Below are 20919 nucleotides of genomic sequence, written 5' to 3'. Positions count from 1 at the left end.
GGAAGAATAGTGAAAAAATTAAAGATAATCACTAGTCTATGTATTTCAGCACTTCTTTTAAGCGCATGTGGTAATTTAGGCAATGGTGGAACGACACCATCAGTTGGTTCTAACAAATCAACAAAGGGTTACCAAACAACTGGTGAAAATAATAGTAATGACTATCAAGGGGTTATCCAAGATGGACATTACAAAACAAGTCGATCACGCGGAATGGGACTAATTCAAAATGCAGATAATTTGTTAAATTTGAAGAGTTTTGAAAGTGGATTGACAACAATTTCAAAAGAACAATTCTCAACAAAACAATATGTTTTTCAAGAAGGTCAAATTCTTTCACGAGGAACAATTAATAATTGGTTAAATCGAAAATCTAAGAAAAATCCCGAAGGACTTAATCCAAGTGATAACGGTAAAAAAGGCGAAAATGAACGTAATCCAAGATATATTCAACAAATTGAAGAACAAGATTACATGAAACAAACTAACGGAAAACTCCAATTAGCAGGGATGACAATTGGAATTGGGATGAACAAAAAAGATTATTATCAAAAAGAAAAATACGGCGCAACCTTTGAAACGGAAATTTCAAAAGAAACACGTGTAGCGGAAGGTAAAAAGGCAGCTCAAAAGGTGCTTCAACGCGTTCGCAGTAAAGTTGGTAATAATATTCCTATTGTAATTGCAATGTTTGAACAATCGCCTAAGGATAGTTTAGTTGGGGGCTCATTTTACGCTTATACAGTAAGTAAAAGTGGAACAGATATTGGCACTTGGAATGAAACGAATATTAAGAGCTATGTCTTTCCAGCAACTGAAGATAATGCGGTGCCAAATGATAATGATGAAACCTCATTTGAAAACTTCCAAAAACAAGTTCGAAACTTCTTCCCTAACATTTCAAATGTAACGGGGCAAGGACAGTACAAAGATAAAGAATTGCAAGGGATGAGCGTTACGATTACGACTCAATTCTACAGTCAAACTGAAATTACCAGTTTCACTCAATTTGTAGCCCAAGCAGCTAAGTCTTACTTGCCAGGGGGAATTCCATTGGATATCCGAATTAACGGAAGTAATGGGGAAACACAAGCATTTGTTTCAACAAATGGTTCTAAAGGTAGCGGCTATTACACCCATGTATTTAGCAGTTACTAATGTTAAAAATTGAGTTTGGAACGTTTTCTATGCTAGAATACTTAATGAAATCATGTAAAGAAAGAAGGAAATACGATGGCAATCAGTGCAAATGAAGTTAAGCACGTTGCAGGTTTGGCTAAACTTGCTTTCAGTGACGAAGAATTAGAAAAGTTCACTGGACAAATGGATGAAATTATCAAGATGGTACAACAACTTGAAGAAGTAGATACAACTGATGTTCCAGTAACAATGCACGTAACCGATGCAGTTAATCGCATGCGTGAAGACGTTGCACAAAAAGGAATGGACCGCGATTTATTAATGAAAAACGTACCAGAAAGTCAAGATGGGTACGTTAAGGTGCCAGCAATTCTTGATGGAAGTGAGGAAGAATAATGGATTACTTTAAAAATGATATTGCTAGTCTTCACGATGGCTTAGTGAAAAAAGAATATAGTGTTGAAGAATTAACTAAATCAACATTTGAAAACATCAAGAAAACTGATGCAAAAATTGAAGCTTTCTTAACTTTAAATGAACAAGCAGCTCTTAAACAAGCGCAAGCAATTGATGATCGCGGAGTGGATGCTAATAATTTGTTAGATGGTCTTGCAATCGGGATTAAAGATAACATTGTAACGAAAGACTTAAAGACAACTGCCGCTTCAAAGATGCTTGAAAACTTTATGCCAATTTACAACGCAACTGTAATGGATAAGTTAAATGAAGCAGGGATGATTAATGTTGGTAAATTAAACATGGACGAATTTGCCATGGGTGGTTCAACTGAACATTCAGCTTTTAAGAAAACTAAAAATGCTTGGGATCAAACTAAAGTTCCAGGTGGTTCATCTGGTGGTTCTGCTGCAGCCGTTGCTTCAGGTCAAGTAATTGCCTCATTAGGTTCAGATACTGGTGGTTCAATCCGCCAACCAGCCGCATTTAACGGGATTGTTGGGGTAAAACCAACCTACGGTCGTGTTTCTCGTTATGGTTTAATTGCGTTTGCTTCAAGTTTAGATCAAATTGGACCTTTAACTCGTACAGTTAAGGATAATGCCTTAGTGCTTAATGCAATTGCTGGTCAAGACTCACATGACTTTACATCATCAGCCCAAGCAGTGCCTGACTTTACTGAAGGAATTGCTGATGGCGTTAAAGGAATGAAGATTGCGGTTCCTAAAGAATTCATGGGCGAAGGGGTGCAACCAGAAGTTCGTGAAGCAGTTAAAAATGCTATTGCTACTTTTGAAAAATTAGGTGCAACTGTAGATGAAGTTTCACTTCCACACAGCAAGTATGGGGTACCAGTTTACTACATCATGGCATCTTCTGAAGCTTCATCAAACTTACAACGTTTTGATGGAATTCGTTATGGTTTCCGTGCTAAAGATGTTAAGAATCTTGAAGACGTGTATGTACGTACTCGTTCAGAAGGATTTGGTGATGAAGTTAAACGTCGTATCATGTTAGGGACATTTTCACTTTCAGCTGGTTCATATGATGCCTTCTTCAAGAAAGCTGCCCAAGTTCGTACATTAATTTGCCAAGATTTCGCAAATGTTTTTGCAGATTACGATTTAATTTTAGGACCAACTGCTCCAACAGTTGCCTTTGGAATTGGTGAAGAATTAAATGATCCATTGACAATGTACTTAAATGATATTTTAACAATCCCAGTAAACTTAGCTGGATTACCAGGAATGTCACTTCCTGCTGGCTTTGCCAATGGCTTACCAATTGGTTTACAATTGATTGCTAATGCTTATGATGAAAAGACAATGTATAAAGCTGGTTATGCCTTTGAACAAGCGACAGATTTCCATAAACAAACACCTAAGATTGGAGGTCAAAATTAATGAACTTTGAAACAACAGTTGGTTTAGAAGTCCACATTGAAATGAAAACTAACTCTAAAGCATATTCTCCTGCACCAGTACAATACGGTGCCGAACAAAATACGAACACCAACGTAATTGATTGGGGATATCCTGGGGTTTTACCAGAAGTTAATAAGGGTGCATTAGAATTCGGGATGAGAGCAGCCCTTGCATTAAACTGTGAAATTACCAAAGATATTCACTTTGATCGTAAAAACTACTTCTATCCTGATAATCCTAAGGCTTACCAAATTACCCAAGCACAAACACCAATTGGTCGTAATGGTTGGTTAGAAATTGAATTAGAAGATGGTACTAAGAAAAAGATTGGTATTAAAGAAATGCACATCGAAGAAGATGCTGGTAAAAACAGTCACAATCCAGATGGATACTCATACGTTGACTTAAACCGTCAAGGAACTCCATTGATTGAAATTGTTGCTGAACCAGATTTGAAGAGTGCAGACGAAGCTCACGCATACCTTACTCGTTTACGTCAAATTATCCAATTTACCGGTGTATCTGACGTGAAGATGGAAGAAGGTTCAATGCGTGCTGACGTTAACGTTTCTGTTGCACCAATTGGTTCAGATAAAAAAGGTGTTCGTACAGAAATGAAGAACTTAAACTCATTTGATCATGTCCGTAAAGGGATTTTATACGAAGCTAAACGCCAAGAAAAATTATTATTATCAGGTGGCGAAGTTGAACAAGAAACACGTCGTTTTGACGTTCCATCAGGTGAAACAATCTTAATGCGTTCTAAAGAAGAAGCAAACGACTATCGTTACTTCCCAGAACCAGATTTACCACCAATCCACATTGATGACGAATGGATTAAAGAAGTTGAAGCTTCAATTCCTGAAATGCCAGATGCACGCCGGAAGCGTTATACAGATAATTGGGGAATTCCAGCTTATGACGCAGGAGTGCTAACTCAAACTAAAGAAATGTCAGACTTTTATGATGCAACAGTTGCTGCAGGCGCTGATCCTAAATTAGCTGCTAACTGGTTGATGGGTGAAGTAAATGCATACTTGAATTCTAAGCAAGTTGAATTACAAGATACTGCATTGACACCAGAACACTTGGCAACAATGATTCAATTAATTGAAGATGAAACAATTTCTTCTAAGATTGCTAAGAAAGTATTCCAAGAAATTATTAAAAATGATACTGAACCTAAAGCTTGGGTTGAATCAAAAGGCATGGTACAATTATCAGATCCATCACAATTACAACCAATCATTGATGAAGTTTTGGATAACAATGAACAATCAATCGAAGACTTTAAGAATGGTAAAGACCGTGCTGTTGGATTCTTAGTTGGTCAAATCATGCAAAAAACTCGTGGAATGGCTAACCCTAAGATGGTTAATAAATTATTGATGGCTAGCTTAAATCAACGTTAATTAAGTGAGGAAGCAATCATGCAAAAAAGATGTCGAATTATTTATAATCCAACTTCTGGTCGTGAAGCATTAAAGCGTGATTTAGTTGATATTTTAAATATTTTAGAAGGTGCAGGCTATGAAACAAGCGCATATGCTACGACGCCTGAAGAAAATTCCGCTCAAAATGAAGCTAAGCGTGCGGCCCAAGCCGGTTTTGATTTAATTGTTGCTGCCGGTGGTGATGGCACAATTAATGAAGTTGTAAACGGAATTGCCGGATTAAAGAAGCGGCCTAAGTTAGGTATCATTCCAGCGGGGACAACGAATGATTACGCACGAGCTTTACGAATTCCGCGTGAAAGCCCAGTTGAAGCTGCCAAAGTTATTGCGGCTGGCAAGAGTGTTAAGATTGATATTGGCCAAGCCAATGAAAAGTATTTTGTAAATATTGCTGGGGTGGGCTTTTAACTGAGCTTACGTATAGTGTCCCTTCGCAATTAAAATCTTTATTTGGTTACCTTGCATATTTAGCTAAGGGTGCAGAAATGTTACCACGAATGAAAGCTGTTAACATGCATCTTGAATATGATGAAGGGGTTTATGAAGGCAAAGCTCAATGTTTTTAGTAGCATTAACTAACTCAATTGGTGGTTTTGAACAAATTGTTCCGGATGCCTCACTTGATGATGGAAAATTTACAATGATTGTTGTTAAAACGGATAATTTAGTTGAAATCTTGCATCTGTTAACCCTTGTATTAAATGGGGGTAAGCATATCAATGATGATCGTATTTTATACGTTAAAACAAACAAATTGATTGCCAAACCAGTTGATAACCGCATTATGATTAATATTGACGGTGAATATGGTGGGGATGCTCCGGTTAAGTTTGTTAACTTAAAACAACATCTTGAAATTATGGCTAACACTGATGAAATTCCTAATGATGCAATTTCACGCCAAGATGAAACTGAAGATTTCCGTCGTAAATTCGTTGAAGGAGTCGAAGAAATTACTAGCGACGATATTAACGATGACGGCATTATCGGTGAAACTAAAGAATAATGATTGAAATAAGATTGAGATTTTCTCAATCTTATTTTTTATGGTAAAAGAAGGTAAAAATTAGAATATTTTAGCGAAATGAAGAGAATTTATACCAAAAAAATATTATAAATGTTAACATGATAAGAGTTAGAAAAATACGTGGAGGAAATTATGAAAAAACAGGTGCCAGTAACTAAGAATCAAAAATTAGTGGTTACAATTGAAGATTTAACATATCAAGGAATGGGGGTTGCCAAAGTTGATGGATATCCCTTATTTATTGATGGAGCTTTAGTTGGTGAAGAAGTTGAAGTTCATGTTGTTAAAGTTGGAAAAAATTTTGGTTTTGCTAAAGTAACAAACTATCTTAAAACTAGTCCTGATCGAGCATTTGATGTTGATAAAGTTTATTTACAAACAGGAATTGCGCCATTACAACATTTAACTTATCCAGCCCAACTTGAATTTAAGCGTAAATTAGTGGTGGATTTATTAAATAAAGTTCATTTAAACAATTTAACTGTTGCACCAACAATGGGAATGAAAGACCCTTATCATTATCGCAACAAGGCCCAAGTACCGGTCCGGGAAGTTAACGGTCAATTAGAAATCGGCTTTTTTAAACGGAATAGTCATGACTTTATGCCATTAGAAGATTTCTTAATTCAAGATGAAAAAATCGATGAAACTTTACTGAAAGTTCGTGATATCTTACGTGTGAGTGGGGTTAGCGCTTATGATGAAGCTAATAATACCGGGATGATTCGCCATTTAATGGTACGTCGTGGATATTACTCACATGAAATTATGGTTGTATTAGTAACACGTGTTAAGAAGGTTCCTAATCTTGACCAGATTGTTTACTTAATCCAACAACAATGTCCAGAAGTAACAAGTATTATGCAAAATATTAACCCTGATAAAACAAACGTTATTTTAGGGAAAAAGACAATTAAATTAGCTGGCAAAGCGACAATTCAAGATACACTAAACGACTTGAAATTTGATATTTCAGCACAGTCATTTTATCAAGTAAACCCACAACAAACAGAAAAGCTTTACAATGAAGCTATTAAAAAAGCTCAATTAACAGGAAATGAAACAGTCATTGATGCTTATTGTGGAATTGGAACAATCTCTCTTAATATGGCTAAGCACGCGAAGAAAGTCTATGGAGTAGAAATTGTCCCAGAAGCAATTGAAGATGCGAAACATAATGCAAGCCTAAACAATTTAGATAACCTTGAATTTGAGGTTGGAGAAGCAGAAACATGGATGGCAAACTGGCAAAAAGCAGGGATTAAACCAGATGTAATTATGGTTGATCCCCCACGAAAAGGGCTTACTACAAGCTTGATTGAAAGTGCGACTGCAATGGAACCTAAGAAAATTGTTTATGTAAGTTGCAATCCAGCAACCTTAGTACGGGATATTACAGAATTTATGGAACGCGGATATCATGTAACTCAACCAATTCAACCAGTTGATCAATTCCCACAAACTACGCATGTTGAGTCTGTAACAGTTCTAGAACGTACACAAAACGATTAAAATTTGGTGATTCGGTTAATACAGTTAAATGGTCACCGGTTTCCTATTTAGTCCTTATGGACTTCCGATGATAGGAGCAACTGTGATAGCGTTTATTGAATTGATAAATGATAAGATTAAAGCGGTGTAGACAAATTAGAATTTATGGAGGTATTGATATATGGATTTGAAAGATGTGAGTACACAGTCAGCAGAAATAAGAAATCGCTATCATGATTTGGAAAAGCAGATTCACGGCTCTGTCTGGTCGGTGGAAGAAGATGCGTTAGCTTTTTTGACTGATGCTGGATTGGTCGGAAGATTTACGATGGATAATCAGGGACGCTGGCCAAGTGAAGATAAAGAACTGCTTCCTTCCAAGATTGGCGAATGTGTCTGGTGGTTGGCCGTTCTTGCCGAAAGAATGGAGTTAGACTTTGCAGATTGTGTAGAGCAATTCCTTAATGAACGGTTGACGGCTTTAGAGTGATAAATTATCATTTATCGTACCAAATAAAGAAAGAAGCGTGATTCTGGCAAAAAGCAGGGATTAAACCAGATGTAATTATGGTTGATCCTCCACGAAAAGGCCTTACTACAAGCTTGATTGAAAGTGCGGCTGCAATGAATCCGAAAAAAATCGTGTATGTAAGTTGCAATCCAGCAACCTTAGTTCGTGATATTACAGAATTTATGGAACGAGATTATATGTAACCCAACCAATCCAACCTGTCGATCAATTCCCACAAACTACGCATGTGGAATCTGGGAAAAGTGTTCAAACAAGGATAATAAGTGATTTCTAATTAATTGAGTGGATGAAATCCAAAACTATGACATCAAAAAAGTTAGAGTGCAACTTTTAGGGAAGGAATTTTAAAGCATGGCCGTAAATAGAATGATAAAAATTGAAAACTTGATTATGAGTGAAGCATTAAAGGCAATGCAAATACTTGGTGGTCAAGTAACACGGAAGGAAGTTAGGCGAGAAATTCGTGATCACTCTGAAGTAATTTCAGAAGAAATGGTCGACGAAATCGTAAAGTCGAAGAAAACAGGAGAACCATATCATCCATTTGAATATCGCTTTAACTTTGCAGTTAAATATTTAATTACGACGGGCTTTATTACCACAGAAGATAACCGTAATCTTGAACTATCAGAAAAAGGGCGGATGGTTAAGCTAGAAGAATTTGATCCAATGCGTGATGTACGTGCGGTTCTGGATAAAAATACAGCAGATGATGATTCAGAGGAAGATGCTGAAACTGAAGAAGAACCTTGGCGGTCGGAATTATTAGCTGCCTTAGCCAAAATGTCGCCACAGAAATTTGAAATGTTCAGTCGAGGGTTATTAAGCAATATGGGTGTTGATCTTGATGATAACATTGGTGTTCGTTATATCGGTGACGGGGGGTTAGATGGTTTTGGCTATATCACTTCAGATGATTTTCGAACAACTCGGGTAGCCTTACAAGCCAAGCGTTGGGACGGTAAAGTTTCAGCGCCAGAAATTGACAAATTTCGTGGGGCAATGGATAAATATAACGCTGAGTATGGAATCTTCATTACAACGTCAGATTTTACTCGTGACGCTTTGAAAACAGCAAAAGAAGGTACCCGGGTGATAACCCTTATCAACGGTGATAAAATTTGTGACTTAGTAGCCAAGTATCGCTATTATGTAGAACCCGTTACAACTTACAGGTTGAAAAGCTTTTTTACGGATAATGAATAAAAACCCCGATAATAGCTAAGCTACTACCAGGGGAATGTGTTAATATCTATTTATAGGTTAATTTTTATAGAATCATCATTTTGGAATTCTACTTCGCAGTAGGTTTCTGGAATGATGATTTTTTTGATTAGTTGCCGTACCAAGTGCTTATCAAATTCGTTAAGCCACTTGCTGTTAGTTTCAATAAACTTTTGCAAGTTAACATTGTTCTGAATAGTTTCATTTTGTTTATTAAACATTTATGAACCTTCCTTTCGGAATCTGAAGTGATTACCCGAATGAAAGAAAGGGCAGAGCGTGTAATAAAAGCTACTGATAATAGGTATACCAAACAGATCTGAGCGATTTAAGCACTCAGGACTGCAGCTGTCCGTATCAGTGGTTAGTTGCAGTAAAACTATTAAGTTAGGTCAGACATGCTGATAAAAACCAGTAACGTTAATCTGGTACATGTCTACTTCGTATATCAAATATTTTCTTTGAAATCACGAAAAAAATTTCGAATTGCAAAGTGTATATTGATATAATAGATAATATTGGAGGTCGAAAGTTTAAATGCCTTTCGACACATTAAAAGGTACAACACCCTGGTGGGTAAGTTCAGGTATCGTTAGGTATTTTTGGTTATTTCAGGATGTTGCTGGTATGTAGTGGTAATAAATGGTACATGGCTTTTGTTAACAAGGTAGGTGGTAGGTAAGGTGGGAAAATTAACTTTTTCAGAATTGGCAAAGATATTACATCCATGCGTTAATAACAATTCTTCCCAGCCAAGTATGGTGGAGGAATTTATTAAACAGATTGTTGATAATAAGTCACAAGATTTGATTGAATATAATGAAAATACATTTAAGAACTATTTTTCTGGACGAAGTAAGATAACGAGATTGGCTAAAAGGATTAATGGTCATCAAGATCAAAATAAGTTTGATACTTATTTGTGAAGCATTAGATTGTGATATTAGTGATATATGTGAAATTGAAAAGTGAGGTATTTTATGCAAACTGATAATGAAAGATATAATGATGCAGTGAAACCCAATACTGCATTTTTAAATGAATTGAAAACTAAGTTGCCTAATTTTTTTAGCAAAGATGGCGAATTTGATTTAGATAAATTTAAGAGTCAACTCAGAGAATACGACATTGATGAGTTAAAAGACGGTTACCAACTTAACTTCATTGGTAAAGATTATGCTCGACGACAAGCTGGTGAAATGACATCAACCGTGATTGTTCCTGATGAAGAACAAAATAATGGTGAAGGTAAGAATAGCAAAAACCTATTCTTCACAGGTGACAACCTAGAGGTGTTACGGCATTTACAAACATCCTATACGAATAAAATTGATATTATTTATATTGACCCACCATATAACACAGGTTCTGATGGCTTCGTATATCCAGATAAATTTGAACATTCAGATGACAAACTAAAAGAGATGTTTGGCATGGATGATGATCAAGTTCGTCGTTTAAAGAGTATTCAGGGAAAATCTAGTCATTCAGCTTGGTTGACGTTTATGTATCCGAGAATATTCTTATCAAAGAAGCTGCTTTCCGACAAGGGAGCAATATTTATTTCAATTGATGACAACGAAGTCAAAAATTTAAGAAATATTTGCGATGAAATATATGGTGAGAATAATTTTGTGGCCCAGGTTTCGGTTCAATTAAATCCTCGTGGAAGAAACCTAGATGTTTTTGTGGCAAAAACAATTGAATATGTACTTATTTATGTAAAAAATTATAGCAATCCACTTTCAATTAACCCAGTTGAAAAAACGGGAAAGATGGTATCTGAATATAATAAAGAAGATGATGCCGGCAAATATAGAGAGATAGGGTTAAGAAACCGTAATCAGGCGTTTAATCCAGAAACTCGTCCTAATTTATATTACCCGTTATTTGTTAATCCTAAAACAAGAATGGTAAGTATTGAACAAGACTCTTCTTATACAGATGAGGTATGGCCCGATGCTCCTGATGGCACAAAAACATGTTGGACTTGGATGAAAGATAAATCGAATAAGCAGAAAGATTTATTAATTGCGGGAAAGTCTGGAAATAAATGGAGAATTTATCGCAAGGATTATCTAGTAAAAAATGGCAAGAAAGCTACTACTCTTGTCAAAACATTATGGACAGATAAAGAAATTAACAATGATTATGGGAAAAAATCAATAAAGCAACTTTTTGGAAGCAATGTAATGACATTTCCAAAATCTCCGGGATTAATGAAAAAAATAATAGAGATGGGATCACAAAAAGATTCAATAGTTCTTGACTTTTTTGCGGGTTCAGCAACAACTGCTGATGCTGTCATGCAACTTAACGCTGAAGATGATGGGCACCGTAAGTTCATCATGGTTCAGTTACCGGAAAAGACTTACCACATCAATAAAGATGGGAAAGAAGTGCCTACTAAGGGTGGTAAGGCGGCGTACGATGCTGGATTTAAGTCCATCGATCAAATTTCTCGGGAACGGATTCGGCGGGCATCTGAAAAAATCAAAGAAAATGCGGGCTTAGCTCTACCTGTAAACTTTGATGGTAGTTTTAAGCATTATCGAGTTGTTAGCCCAACCAAGCAAGCACTAGAAAGTATTGAGGATTTTGATCCTAATAATACAAGTTTGTTTACTGATATGGTTGAATCATTCTCAAGTAAAAAACTAGAAGTTTCAGGGAATGCCACGGGCGAAGAAACGATTTTGACGACTTGGCTTGCTAAGGATGGTTACTCATTTGAGGCAGATATTAAGAAAGTTGATTTTGCTGGGTATGAAGCATCACTAGTTGAGGATAGCCGGCTATATATCATCAAGGACGGCTGGACTAGTGAGAATACTAAGGACTTGTTGAACAAAGTTGGAACCCATCAATTAATAGTTCAAACAATCGTTTTGTTTGGTTACTCCTTTAACATTGCTGATTTACGAGAATTAGAGATTGGTTTGAAGCAACTAGATGGCAGCATTAACTTGCTGAAGAGGTACTAATATGAAAATTCAACTCGAACGCTTACCTCACCAAATCGAAGCTATCAATGCTATTAATACCGCTTTTTGTGGGGTTGATACTTATACCAACAATCCTGATGCTAACTACATCTACGCTAACCCGATTTTAAATTTTGCTAGAAAAGAATCCTCGTATATCGATATCAAAATGGAAACAGGGACAGGGAAAACCTTTGTTTACACTCAAATGATGTATGAAATGCATAAGCAAGGACTTTTCAAGTTTGTTATTGTTGTTCCGACTCCAAGTATTAAGGAAGGTACTAAAAATTTCATTACTAGTGACTATGCACGCCAGTACTTTTCTGGAATTCCAGGATATGAAAATGTTAAAATTCAACTGAATACAATTAATGCCGGTGATTTTAAAAATAAAAAGGGACGGAAAAATTTTCCAGCACAATTAACAGAATTTATTGAAGCTACTAGGCAAAATACTAATCAAATTCAAGTTCTGCTGATTAATTCTGGGATGATTAACTCTAAATCAATGAAAGCTTCTGACTACGATCAGACTTTGTTAGGGGGAGAAACATGTCCTCAAAAAGCGATTGCTGCTACACGGCCGGTGGTCATTATTGACGAACCTCACCGTTTTCCAAGGGACAAGGCAACTTATAAAGCTATCGAGCAATTAAATCCCCAGCTCATTGTTCGTTTTGGAGCAACCTTCCCGCAAACTACGACTGGACGAGGAAAGGCTAAGAAGACAGTTATTGATTACTATCGAGGAAAACCTCAATTTACTTTGAATGCGATTGATAGCTTTAACCAAGGATTAGTCAAGGGGATTGATATCAATTACCCGGACATTACTGAGCAAGAAGCAAATCGTTTATATAAAGTTAAGAACGTTACTGCGAAGCAACTAACTTTGTCTCGGAATGGTAAAGATTACTCAATTAATAAGGGTGAAAATCTTGCTGATATAGACGAAGGCTTTGCTGGTGATATTACTTATGTTGGCAGTAAAGAATTGTCTAATGGACTGGAACTACAACCTGATATGAAGTTGATTCCAGGTACTTTCTCACAAAATTATCAAGATGAAATTATTTCGCAAGCAATCAATCGTCATTTTGAAGCGGAAGAGAGAAATTTCATGCGCCCAGAAAGTGATGGGACAGCGCCACGTGTTAAAACACTATCCTTATTCTTTATTGATAGTATTGCAAGCTTCCGCGGTGAGAATCATAGTAAGGGATGGCTTGCTCAACACTTTGAAGAGATGTTGATACAAAAGTTAAATCAACTTATTAGTAAATATGAAATGGCCATTGAACCTCGTGAAAAGGAATATCTTGAATTCTTACAAGCGACACTTCGCGATTTAAAGGTCGAACACCAACAAGTTTATGCAGGGTACTTTAGTGAAGACCGTGGAAGTGGTGACGAGGCTATTCAGGCTGAAGTTGACGATATTTTAAAGAATAAAGAACGCTTGCTTAGTTTTAAGGACAAGGATGGAAAATGGATTACTCGTCGCTTCCTCTTCTCCAAGTGGACATTGCGTGAAGGTTGGGATAATCCGAATGTCTTTGTTATTGCTAAATTACGGACGTCTGGTTCTGAAATTAGCAAAATTCAAGAAGTTGGGCGGGGCTTACGCTTACCTGTAGATGAGACGGGGCACCGCTTGCAACAAGATGAGTTTGAAAGTCGTTTAGCATTCCTAATTGGATATGATGAACGGGACTTTGCCCAGACTTTAGTAGATCAAGTGAATGAAGATTCACCAGTTGAAATGAACCATGATGAATTAACTGAGGATATGATTCAATTGATTGTTAAAGAGCGACAAAAGACAGATAAAGAATTTGATAAAAGTAAGCTACTTAATGATTTAGGACATAGAGGCATTATTGATTTTGCTATGAATTTTGAAACGAAAGTTGAAATAGATGGTAAGCAAAAATCTGGTTATGAAGCTTTGGTACACCTTTACCCTGAAATTGAGCATCGGACAAAAGTTGCCAAAGATAAAATTCGTGATAAAAATAGTAAATTTGCCACAAAAGTCAAACTACGTAAATCTAATTGGAAACAATTAGAAGATTTATGGAAACAACTATCAAAACGTCAGATGATTAAGTTTGATGATGAGGTTAATGATTTAGCCCAGGTGGTTGCTAGGGAAGTATTCAAGGATAATGATAATAAAATATTTGTTCTCCAATCCCCTCAAATGATTATGCAAGAAATTGTGACGGATACTAATCAAGCAATACTTCGCGAAACTAAAGCTGACTATAAACTTACTTACTTGACTATGAAATATGGGGTATTTTTAAAACAGCTAGTAACTAGAACTGATTTACCGGTTGATTTCTTACACCAACAAATGATTGAATCAATAAAACGATTAAATGGCGATACAAATTATATTAATGAAAAGACACTTGGTAACTTAGTGAGTGAATTTAATAAACGATTCAATGAACGGATTCGTAATTTATATAGCTATGAAACGTTACAATTTACTTCTTCAACTTCAATTTACGATGCTAAAAAGGAAAAATTTGTTGATGAAATTTCAGCTAATGATTTAGGTGTTTATACTGATGAACACTCAACTAAAGATGACAAGTACCTGTATGATCGCCCACCATTACGTTACGATAGTGCTGACCCAGAGCTTAAGATTCTTAAGCGTACGTATGGTAACAATATTACGGTCTTTGGTAAGTTGCCGAAACGGGCAATAAAAATTCCGCGTTATGATAATGGTACAACAACTCCGGATTTCATTTTTAAAATTGAACGTGAACGGAAACCAATTTATCTTGTTATCGAAACGAAAGCCGAAAACATGCGACTTGGTGATGAAGAAATCCGTGTAATTCAAAAGAAGTACTTTGATAAATTAAAAGCAAGTGGCGTTTATTATCGTATGGCAACGAGTGAACAAGAGGTCCACGACTTAATTAATAAAATTGAGAATGGGGAGATTAAAGATAGTGATTTCACTGATTAAATTAGCAAAAGAAGGAAGAATTGAAAAAACAGGTGCTAAACCAAAACTTCCAATCAAAGTTGACGGTGTAAGCTCAGAAACTTTAGAAGTATATCGTATTCCGTTGGAATACCTTTACTACAATGATAAAAATGGACGGATTTCTACGGGAATTGCGGAATATGAAAATCAAATTACGCCTACTCCAGACTTAGTTGACCCTAATTACAATAATTTGGTAGCTAAGATTATTGAAAATATGAATCCAGCTGCTCTTAAGCGTACACAGAAGTCAATTGCTGATTCTGGTCAACAAGTTTATGGTTGGGTATTAGACGATGGTCGGGTAATTGATGGGAACCGTCGCTTTACGGCTTTACGCAATATTCATTCTAAAACGGGTCAGACAGTATACTTTGAAGCTGTTGTCCTACCTTTTTCTTATAACAATGACACTGAGCGGGTAAAAATTAAACAACTCGAACTTGCTATTCAAATGGGGGTTGAAGAGCGAGAAGGATATGATCCAGTGGACTTAGCGTTAGATATTTACCAAACCACTGCTGGAGAAAAACCAATCATGACTTTAGCTGATTATGCCAATATTTCTCATATGACTAAGGTAAAATTAGAGGATTATCGAAATGGTGCCATTTATATGAAAAAATTCCTTGAGTTCATTGGTGCACCTAAAACAAGCTACAGTATTATTAAAGATAGTAAAACGTGGGCATTGTTTCAAACAATGGGAAAAATATTGAATGTAGAATTTGGTGATGATCCTGAATCGCAAGTAAGGAAGAACGAAACGATGGAATCTTTCTTTGGGATAATTCTTCATCAGATGCACGTTGGTGTTATTGGAAATACTGCACGGAGTCAAGTTCGTGATTTTGGTAAATATGTGGTCAAGGCAGGAGATAGTACTGAATTTAATGAACGGATTCAAGATGATGTGGAAGATTTAGCAGAATCCATTCAAGAGGCTAGAGTTGTAGATTATGCAGATTTAAGTAAAGAATTAACTAATCAAAATGAGATTATAGCTGAATTTGGGGACATCTATAATTCGTATATGATAGCAGCTAAAAATGGTGAGTCGGTTGAGAAATTTATTAAGTCCATCCGAGATGGTGTTAAAGTTTTTCAGGATTTAAATGCTGATAACGGTTTATCTGGTAGTCTTCGGTATAATGAGGTTAGTCAACAGCAATTAAAGGAACTGCAGAAATACATGCGTGATTTGAATATTGTAAGTAAGGAGCTGTTTGAAAAGTATGGAAGAGAAGTTCAACAGGCCTCAAATAATTAAAAACAACGATGGCTTGTTTCAACTTATCGATGATAAGAGTCAGACACTTCAAACAAATGTAGTCCAACGTGGATTAAAAAGGTTTGATCCATATTTTAAAGATTCGGGTCGAATGGTTTTTAAACCAGATTTAACATATGTCCAGCTGTTGGATTTAATTCACAAATTGAATCATAAATTAGAACGAAAAGGACTACATTTAATAGAAACTGACGATGAATTTAATAAATTCGTTGAAGAAAAACAATATTTCATCAAAGAACAAAGTGAAGCGGGAATCACCATTAAGGATAATGATTCTCGCTGGCAAAATGAATTTACTGAATTTAAAGAGATTGTCCGAAGTGAAATAAGTCGACCGCTTAAGCCAGAACAAGAAAAGGCGAGTTTCTTTTTGGCTATGATGAAGAGGGCAGCAAATTTTTCAGTTCCTGGTGCAGGAAAGACAGCAATGATGTATGGAACATTTGCCTATCTATCTAGTCCTAAACAGAATAAGGTAGATAAATTGTTGGTTATTTCCCCATTGAACGCTTTTGCAGCTTGGCGTACTGAATATAGTGAAGTTTTTGGTCCTAAGCGTGAATTGCAATATTTGAACTTACGTGATAGTAGGTATAATAACGATCCTGGTGCAATTAAACGCAATTGGGTTCGAGCAAACGTAATTACAATTAACTATGAATCATTGAAGAGTAAGCTAAGGGTGTTAAATGACTTAATAGATAGTAAAACTATGCTCGTATTTGATGAGGTTCATCGGGTTAAGGGGGTTGGTGGTCAAAGAGCTAAGGCGGCATTAAACCTTAGCCAAGCTCCGTATTATCGCTATGTGTTGACGGGAACCCCAATTCCAAATGGCTTTAGAGACATTTACAACTTCTTGCACTTAATGTATCCCGATGAATATTCAACTTTTTTTGCTTGGGGATTGAACGAACTGAACCGTATTGATTCAGGAGATGTGAATCGAAAACTTGCTCCATTTTTTTGGAGGACTAATAAAAAAGATTTACAAGTTCCAAAACCAGAAACAGATAAAATTATTCAAGTTGAGCCATCAGAAAAGCAAAAAATTTTATCTGATGCTATTTATGAAAACGAAAATGGTGCTTTAGCTTTATTTACGAGGTTATTACAGGCTTCAACTAATCCTGAGTTGCTAAAATATAATATTAATTATCGCGAGTTAGGATTGGTTGATAGTGATTCTGACAAGTGGAATCAAGAAGCCTATAAAATTGAAAAAGAAAATCAAAGTAATACTGAGTTGTACAAGCGTTTTTCACTTGAAGATATTGAGACACCTAAATTTGATCGGGGTATCAAATTAATTATGGATTTAGTATCTGAAGGTAAAAAAGTGTTAGTTTGGGGGATGTTTGTTGGCACGATGCATAAAATTAGACAGACCTTGGAAGATAAAGGTTTAAAGACAATTCTCGTATACGGTGAGACACCAAAACAAGATCGTGAAGGACTAATTAATGAATTTCGTGACGGATCGGCACAAGTTTTGATTTCAAATCCAAATACACTTGGGGAATCTATTTCGCTTCATCAAACAGTACATGATGCAGTTTACTTCGAATATAACTTTAACTTGACTTTTATGCTTCAATCCCGTGATCGCATTAATCGTTTGGGGCTTCCAGATAATCAGTACACAAGATACTATTACTTGATGTCAAAGGGTGACACTGCTCACCAAGGTTTCATTGATGAAATGGTTTATCGCCGTTTGAAGGAAAAAGAACAGGTTATGATGGAGGCAATTGAAGGACAAATGCTCGTGCCTGAATACACAGATGATTATTTAGAAGATGTTAAAAAAATGGTGATGAAGTAATGATTTACTAGAGGGAGAAACATGGAATTAAATCATGATTTAGTAAGATGTATTTTATTAGCAATAGAAGCATCAGAAAATATAACAGGAATAAATGAAGAAGAACTCTTATATTATCTCGAGAAACATGGAAATTATAATGATAGAAACAGCATAGCTTATACTGTATCAAAGTTAAAGGAAGCAGGTTTTATTACTGGAGATATTCGATGGGCTAATAATTCTCCAACATGGATAATGGCGGGTAATCTAACTTATGACGGACATAAATTTTTAGATAACATTAGAGATGACAAAGTTTGGAAAGATACGAAGACAATTTTGTCTAAATTTTCAAGTGTTTCATTAAGCTTTGTGTCAAGTGTTGCATCTAATGTAATTAGTCAGTTAATTCAGAAGCAATTAGGTTTAAATTAATAAGAGGCAGTATGGAAAATAAATTGTACAGAGATAAGCTATATAATCAGATTCAAGAGCAATATGGAAAGTTGGTTTACACGTATACATGCCATTTAAAAGAAGCGCAAATCATCACCAAGAGATTAAATAGGTTCAAATGGGGACAAATTATTCTTTCTGGTTTATCAACAGGAGGAATAGTGGTAATTATTTTTGGCAAAACCCGTATTGGCTCTATAATAAGCGGAATAGTTTCGGTTTTGTTATTAATTATTAACAGTTACTTAAAGGGATTAGACTTTGGTGCAGATGCTAATAGTCATATTCAGACAAGTAATGAATTATGGAAGATACGTGAGGAATATATTTCATTATTAACTGATTTTACATCGTTATCTGAGTCAGTAATAATAGATAAAAGAGATGCTTTATTATTTAAAACTGCAGAAATATATGATGCTCAATTACAAACATCATATGAAGCGTATAATCGAGCACAAAAAGCTTTAAAAGATGATGAAGAGCAATTCTTTACACAGATAGAACTTAATAAGATGCTTCCTAAACATCTTAGAAAATAGGAGCTGATAGCTGAAGATGTCCTTAGCAAATGATTTTGAAAGTTTTTGTAACTCTAAAAATTTTGAGTTATCTGACGAGATGGATACTACAATTAAGGAGATAACTAAAAAATTAAATTCAAAATACTATGATTTGAGCAGTGAAGAAAAAGATCATATGTACATTGTAGGTTCGATGGGGAGAATGACGGCTGTTAAAAGTAGCAGTGATTTGGATCTATTATTCGATTTACCGAATTCACTTTTTTCAAAATATGATAGTTATGAATCAAATGGTCAATCTGAATTACTACAGAATGTGAAAGAAATACTGAAGGAACGTTATCCTAAAACTTTTATAAAAGGTGATGGACAAGTTGTAGTTATTGAATTTACGAAATACACTGTTGAATTAGTTCCAGCTTTCAAGCAATCGAATGGAAGATTTAAATATCCCGATACACATAATGGTGGAAGTTGGAAATATACTGATCCGTTAAGTGAACAAAAAGAATGTATGGAATCCTCCAAGAAGTCTTCTGGGGCATTTGTTAATTTTTGTCATATTATTCGTGAGTGGAAGAATAATGAGGGATTTAAATTTGGTGGTCTATTAATTGATACATTTGTATTTAACTATCTTAATAGTTGTACGTTTGAGGATGACTATTCTTTTGATAATTATTTAGAAATTTTCAAGAGTATTTTAGATTATGTAGGAAAATTAGATAAAAATCAAAGTTACTGGTATGCGTTAGGTAGTAATCAGAAAATTTTTAATAATAGCAAGGGTAATTTTGTATCAAAAGCAAAAAAAACATTAAAGCAGATTCAAGATGCCGAGAACAATGAAGATGATATGAATAATGTTCTTAGGGAAATATTAGGTAATGATTTTCCTAAATCTGAGAGTTCAGAATTTCTAACTGAAGAATCGCTAGCGTTCAAAAAAGCATATGATAATACAGAAGAATTTATTGAAGATGTATTTCCGGTTGATATACGTTATTCACTTCAAATTGATTGTCGTATTTCTCAAAACGGTTTTAGAACGTTCTGGCTACGTAAATTTCCAAATATGTATATTGGTATCAAAAAAGAGCTAAGGTTCTCAGTAACTAGTACCGATTGTCGAGATTATGATGTTTTTTGGAAGGTTAGGAATGTTGGAAACGAAGCAATTAGAAGAAATTGTATTAGAGGGCAAATAGTAAAAGGAAATAATCAAAAGATAGAACATTCACAATTCAATGGGAACCACTACGTTGAATGTTATCTCGTAAAAAATGAAGTATGTGTTGCACGGGCTAGAATAGATGTTCCAATCAGTACATTATTTAATTGACTGTTTCCCTCAATCCGATATAAACCAAATTGGCCCATCAGACACAAGTGTGTTCGTAATGGGCCAATTGTGGGTATTAGCGGTAAAAAGTTGAGGGATGCTCTAGGAACGTTGATTTGGCAGCTTTCGGTAATGTCTTAGGCTAGACTACAAGGTTGCCGTGACATGTGGAATCAATTGCGGTATTGGAACGTAAATAATAACTAATGAAATAATTGCTTGGTTATTTTTTAATCAATTTTTTAGAATATAAACTTATTTATAATTAAATAAGGTGCTATAATTTAAGTAAATTAAGATAACGGGGGAATTATTATGGCATTAACAATTAATCTACGTTATACAGGATCAAACGGTAATGCACGTAAGTTTGCAGAAGAAATGGAAAAAACAGGGACAGCTGATGCAATTCGATCAGAAGCTGGCAATTTAAGATATGAATACTATTTTCCAATGAACGACCCAGAAACTTTGTTGCTAATTGATTCATGGGAAAGTCAAGAAGCAATTGATGCGCATCATGCAACACCAATGATGGAAAAAATTGCGGAACTTCGAGAAAAGTATGACTTACACATGACAGTTAAACGTTTTGTAAGTATCGAAGAAAATGAAGCTGATAGTAAATTTATTCGAAAATAAATAATCTTGAAAATACTCATCTTCAAAATAATTTGCGAAGATGAGTATTTTTTAATATGATAAGGATGAATTGTTTTAAAAGATTTGATGTGAAAGGAAAAATTCT

At 35.4% G+C, this 20919-nt stretch carries 17 protein-coding genes and 3 pseudogenes; 19 read left to right on the top strand and 1 reads right to left on the bottom strand.

Annotated elements, in window-relative coordinates:
- Window positions 1-9: 9 nt before the first annotated feature.
- From JCM14209_RS06710 to JCM14209_RS06670, 10 genes and pseudogenes are all read left to right on the top strand, one after another.
- On the top strand, window positions 10-1158 hold the full coding sequence (locus JCM14209_RS06710; RefSeq protein ID WP_025022748.1) for a CamS family sex pheromone protein: 1149 nt from the start codon (window positions 10-12) through the stop codon (window positions 1156-1158).
- A gap of 75 nt (window positions 1159-1233) precedes the next feature.
- Entirely contained in the window at window positions 1234-1536 is a 303-nt protein-coding gene (gatC, locus tag JCM14209_RS06705) for an Asp-tRNA(Asn)/Glu-tRNA(Gln) amidotransferase subunit GatC (protein ID WP_025022747.1), read from the top strand.
- On the top strand, window positions 1536-2999 hold the full coding sequence (gene gatA / locus JCM14209_RS06700) for an Asp-tRNA(Asn)/Glu-tRNA(Gln) amidotransferase subunit GatA (RefSeq protein ID WP_025022746.1): 1464 nt from the start codon (window positions 1536-1538) through the stop codon (window positions 2997-2999). The genes gatC and gatA overlap by 1 nt, the downstream gene beginning before the upstream one ends.
- Window positions 2999-4432 (top strand): Asp-tRNA(Asn)/Glu-tRNA(Gln) amidotransferase subunit GatB, encoded by a 1434-nt coding sequence (gatB, locus tag JCM14209_RS06695; protein ID WP_025022745.1) that lies wholly within the window; start codon window positions 2999-3001, stop codon window positions 4430-4432. Before gatA ends, gatB begins: the two co-directional genes overlap by 1 nt.
- Window positions 4433-4450: 18 nt before the next feature.
- Window positions 4451-5480: pseudogene (locus JCM14209_RS09355) on the top strand (diacylglycerol kinase).
- Between the two features lie 153 nt (window positions 5481-5633).
- A complete protein-coding gene (rlmD, locus tag JCM14209_RS06685) occupies window positions 5634-7013 on the top strand; it encodes a 23S rRNA (uracil(1939)-C(5))-methyltransferase RlmD (protein WP_025022744.1) in 1380 nt (459 codons plus the stop codon).
- 28 nt (window positions 7014-7041) lie between these two features.
- Window positions 7042-7143, top strand: a pseudogene (locus JCM14209_RS10300) (CD1845 family protein); the annotation flags it as partial.
- A 30-nt stretch (window positions 7144-7173) separates the two neighbouring features.
- A complete protein-coding gene (locus tag JCM14209_RS06680) occupies window positions 7174-7482 on the top strand; it encodes a nucleoside triphosphate pyrophosphohydrolase family protein (RefSeq protein WP_025022743.1) in 309 nt (102 codons plus the stop codon).
- 44 nt (window positions 7483-7526) lie between these two features.
- Window positions 7527-7798: pseudogene (locus JCM14209_RS10055) on the top strand (hypothetical protein); the annotation flags it as partial.
- 77 nt (window positions 7799-7875) lie between these two features.
- Entirely contained in the window at window positions 7876-8730 is an 855-nt protein-coding gene (locus tag JCM14209_RS06670; protein WP_025022742.1) for a restriction endonuclease, read from the top strand.
- Between the two features lie 50 nt (window positions 8731-8780).
- Here JCM14209_RS06670 and JCM14209_RS06665 read toward each other — a convergent pair whose 3' ends face one another.
- Window positions 8781-8969, bottom strand: coding sequence for a hypothetical protein (locus JCM14209_RS06665; RefSeq protein ID WP_025022741.1), 189 nt, complete (start codon window positions 8967-8969; stop codon window positions 8781-8783).
- 462 nt (window positions 8970-9431) lie between these two features.
- Here JCM14209_RS06665 and JCM14209_RS06655 point away from each other — a divergent pair, with 462 nt between their 5' ends.
- The 9 genes from JCM14209_RS06655 (at window position 9432) to JCM14209_RS06615 (ending at window position 20813) form a co-directional block, all read left to right on the top strand.
- Window positions 9432-9674, top strand: a complete 243-nt coding sequence (locus JCM14209_RS06655; protein WP_025022740.1) for a hypothetical protein — start codon at window positions 9432-9434, stop codon at window positions 9672-9674.
- A gap of 54 nt (window positions 9675-9728) precedes the next feature.
- Window positions 9729-11732: a site-specific DNA-methyltransferase gene (locus JCM14209_RS06650; RefSeq protein WP_025022739.1), complete on the top strand. Its 2004-nt coding sequence runs from the start codon at window positions 9729-9731 to the stop codon at window positions 11730-11732.
- 1 nt (window position 11733) lies between these two features.
- Window positions 11734-14727, top strand: coding sequence for a type III restriction-modification system endonuclease (locus JCM14209_RS06645; RefSeq protein WP_025022738.1), 2994 nt, complete (start codon window positions 11734-11736; stop codon window positions 14725-14727).
- Window positions 14711-16018: a hypothetical protein gene (locus JCM14209_RS06640; protein ID WP_025022737.1), complete on the top strand. Its 1308-nt coding sequence runs from the start codon at window positions 14711-14713 to the stop codon at window positions 16016-16018. The genes JCM14209_RS06645 and JCM14209_RS06640 overlap by 17 nt, the downstream gene beginning before the upstream one ends.
- The gene (locus JCM14209_RS06635) at window positions 15984-17867 is read left to right on the top strand and encodes a DEAD/DEAH box helicase (RefSeq protein WP_025022736.1); all 1884 of its coding nucleotides are present in this window, start codon (window positions 15984-15986) and stop codon (window positions 17865-17867) included. The genes JCM14209_RS06640 and JCM14209_RS06635 overlap by 35 nt, the downstream gene beginning before the upstream one ends.
- Before the next feature lie 21 nt (window positions 17868-17888).
- Entirely contained in the window at window positions 17889-18284 is a 396-nt protein-coding gene (locus tag JCM14209_RS06630) for a DUF2513 domain-containing protein (RefSeq protein ID WP_025022735.1), read from the top strand.
- A gap of 11 nt (window positions 18285-18295) precedes the next feature.
- A complete protein-coding gene (locus JCM14209_RS09350) occupies window positions 18296-18847 on the top strand; it encodes an SLATT domain-containing protein (protein ID WP_035520152.1) in 552 nt (183 codons plus the stop codon).
- 16 nt (window positions 18848-18863) lie between these two features.
- Window positions 18864-20171, top strand: a complete 1308-nt coding sequence (locus JCM14209_RS06620) for a nucleotide-binding domain-containing protein (protein ID WP_025022734.1) — start codon at window positions 18864-18866, stop codon at window positions 20169-20171.
- 315 nt (window positions 20172-20486) lie between these two features.
- Window positions 20487-20813, top strand: a complete 327-nt coding sequence (locus JCM14209_RS06615) for a putative quinol monooxygenase (RefSeq protein WP_025022733.1) — start codon at window positions 20487-20489, stop codon at window positions 20811-20813.
- Window positions 20814-20919 lie beyond the last annotated feature (106 nt).

The organism is Ligilactobacillus hayakitensis DSM 18933 = JCM 14209, assembly GCF_000615845.1.
Taxonomy (GTDB): domain Bacteria; phylum Bacillota; class Bacilli; order Lactobacillales; family Lactobacillaceae; genus Ligilactobacillus; species Ligilactobacillus hayakitensis.
This window is presented reverse-complemented; position numbering and strand designations above follow the sequence as displayed.

Excerpts from the sequence above, each read along its gene's own strand:
- gatC (WP_025022747.1), top strand. The coding sequence starts at position 1,234 with ATGGCAATCAGTGCAAATGAAGTTAAGCACGTTGCAGGTTTGGCTAAA.
- gatA (WP_025022746.1), top strand. The coding sequence starts at position 1,536 with ATGGATTACTTTAAAAATGATATTGCTAGTCTTCACGATGGCTTAGTG.
- gatB (WP_025022745.1), top strand. The coding sequence starts at position 2,999 with ATGAACTTTGAAACAACAGTTGGTTTAGAAGTCCACATTGAAATGAAA.
- rlmD (WP_025022744.1), top strand. The coding sequence starts at position 5,634 with ATGAAAAAACAGGTGCCAGTAACTAAGAATCAAAAATTAGTGGTTACA.
- JCM14209_RS06680 (WP_025022743.1), top strand. The coding sequence starts at position 7,174 with ATGGATTTGAAAGATGTGAGTACACAGTCAGCAGAAATAAGAAATCGC.
- JCM14209_RS06670 (WP_025022742.1), top strand. The coding sequence starts at position 7,876 with ATGGCCGTAAATAGAATGATAAAAATTGAAAACTTGATTATGAGTGAA.
- JCM14209_RS06665 (WP_025022741.1), bottom strand. The coding sequence starts at position 8,969 with ATGTTTAATAAACAAAATGAAACTATTCAGAACAATGTTAACTTGCAA.
- JCM14209_RS06650 (WP_025022739.1), top strand. The coding sequence starts at position 9,729 with ATGCAAACTGATAATGAAAGATATAATGATGCAGTGAAACCCAATACT.
- JCM14209_RS06645 (WP_025022738.1), top strand. The coding sequence starts at position 11,734 with ATGAAAATTCAACTCGAACGCTTACCTCACCAAATCGAAGCTATCAAT.
- JCM14209_RS06635 (WP_025022736.1), top strand. The coding sequence starts at position 15,984 with ATGGAAGAGAAGTTCAACAGGCCTCAAATAATTAAAAACAACGATGGC.
- JCM14209_RS06630 (WP_025022735.1), top strand. The coding sequence starts at position 17,889 with ATGGAATTAAATCATGATTTAGTAAGATGTATTTTATTAGCAATAGAA.
- JCM14209_RS09350 (WP_035520152.1), top strand. The coding sequence starts at position 18,296 with ATGGAAAATAAATTGTACAGAGATAAGCTATATAATCAGATTCAAGAG.
- JCM14209_RS06620 (WP_025022734.1), top strand. The coding sequence starts at position 18,864 with ATGTCCTTAGCAAATGATTTTGAAAGTTTTTGTAACTCTAAAAATTTT.
- JCM14209_RS06615 (WP_025022733.1), top strand. The coding sequence starts at position 20,487 with ATGGCATTAACAATTAATCTACGTTATACAGGATCAAACGGTAATGCA.